The sequence below is a fragment of the Neisseria sp. P0022.S010 genome, assembly GCF_051956635.1.
The window spans coordinates 1-1,632 of sequence record NZ_JBQCXF010000616.1 but is presented as its reverse complement, the minus strand read 5'-3'; the positions used below and the strand labels follow the sequence as shown (position 1 = coordinate 1,632).

Here is a 1,632-nt window from a genome sequence, read left to right as displayed (position 1 = left end):
TTCTGCCTTTATAGAAAAAAACACCGACATCGCGTAAAATAGAGCCAATTTTTCACTTTATTCAGGCCGTCTGAAAACTCCGGCAGCCTGACTCATTTTTCAGGAAAACACCATGAGCGAACAAAACAATCCGCAAATCGAGCCGCAGTTGGACGAAAACCAAATCATCGCCCTGCGCCGCGAGAAACTGCACAACATCCGCAAAGAACGCAACGCCTACCCTAACGATTTCAAACGCGACAGCTTTGCCGCCGACCTGCACACCCAATACGGTGAAATCAGCAAAGAAGAACTCGACCCGCAAGGCATTCCCGTCAAAGTTGCCGGCCGTATGATGCTCAAACGTCAAATGGGCAAAGCCAGCTTCGCCACCATTCAAGACGTTACCGGTCAAATCCAGCTTTATTTGAACAACAAAGGCGTGAGCCAAGAAGTTTTGGACGACTTCAACCACTGGGACTTGGGCGACATCGTCGGCACGGAAGGTACTTTGTTCAAAACCAACCACGGCGAATTGACCGTGCGCGTGTCCAACATCCGCCTGCTGTCCAAATCCCTGCGCCCTCTGCCGGACAAACACAAAGGTTTGAGCGATCAGGAAACCAAATACCGTCAACGCTACGTCGATTTGATTGCCAACGAAGAGTCGCGTAATACCTTCATCAAACGCAGCCAAATCATCCAATCCGTGCGTAATTTCATGGTTAACGAGCATTATCTCGAAGTTGAAACCCCAATGATGCACCCGATTCCGGGCGGTGCAACAGCAAAACCATTCGTTACCCACCACAATGCCTTGGATATCCCGCTCTACCTGCGCATTGCGCCCGAGCTGTATCTGAAACGCTTGGTTGTCGGCGGTTTGGAACGCGTGTTTGAAATCAACCGCAGCTTCCGCAACGAGGGCATGTCCGTACGCCACAACCCTGAATTCACCATGATCGAATTCTACGAAGCCTTCTCCGACTACGAACGCATGATGCAAATGGCGGAAGATATCATCCGCAACGCTTCCCGTGCAGTAAACGGCACGGCGAAAATCAGCTACAACGGCAAAGAAGTCGATTTGGAAAGCCCGTTTGAACGCCTGACCATTCTCGGCGCCATCAAAAAATACAATCCGCACTACACCGATGAGCAGTTGAACGATGAAGAATGGCTGAAAAAAGAAATCGTCAAACACGGCGAAAGCCTGCCTCCATCTCCGGGTATCGGCAGCCTGCAACTTGCCCTGTTTGAAGGTTGCGCCGAGGGCAAACTGTGGAACCCAACTTTCATTATCGACTACCCTGTCGAAGTATCGCCATTGGCACGCGCATCCGACAGCAAACCGGGCTTGACCGAGCGCTTCGAGCTTTTCGTTGTCGGCCGAGAACTGGCAAACGGCTACTCCGAGTTGAACGATCCAGAAGACCAAGCTGAACGCTTCAAGGCGCAAGTGGCACAAAAAGATGCCGGCGACGACGAAGCCATGCACTACGATGCCGACTACATCCGCGCCATGGAATTCGGTCTGCCGCCGACCGGCGGCTGCGGCATCGGCATCGACCGCTTGGTCATGTTGCTGACCGATTCACAAACCATCCGCGATGTGATTTTGTTCCCGCAAATGCGTCCCGAATAACGCCTGTC

Annotated in this window: 1 protein-coding gene; it reads left to right on the top strand. The window is 52.2% G+C overall.

Features of this window, described 5'->3' with window-relative positions; all coding sequences use genetic code 11:
- The first annotated feature begins 112 nt into the window (after positions 1-112).
- Positions 113-1,624 carry a lysine--tRNA ligase gene (gene lysS / locus ACTHUT_RS19980; protein WP_250601617.1) on the top strand — a complete coding sequence of 504 codons (1,512 nt, stop codon included), beginning with the start codon at positions 113-115 and terminating at the stop codon, positions 1,622-1,624.
- Positions 1,625-1,632 lie beyond the last annotated feature (8 nt).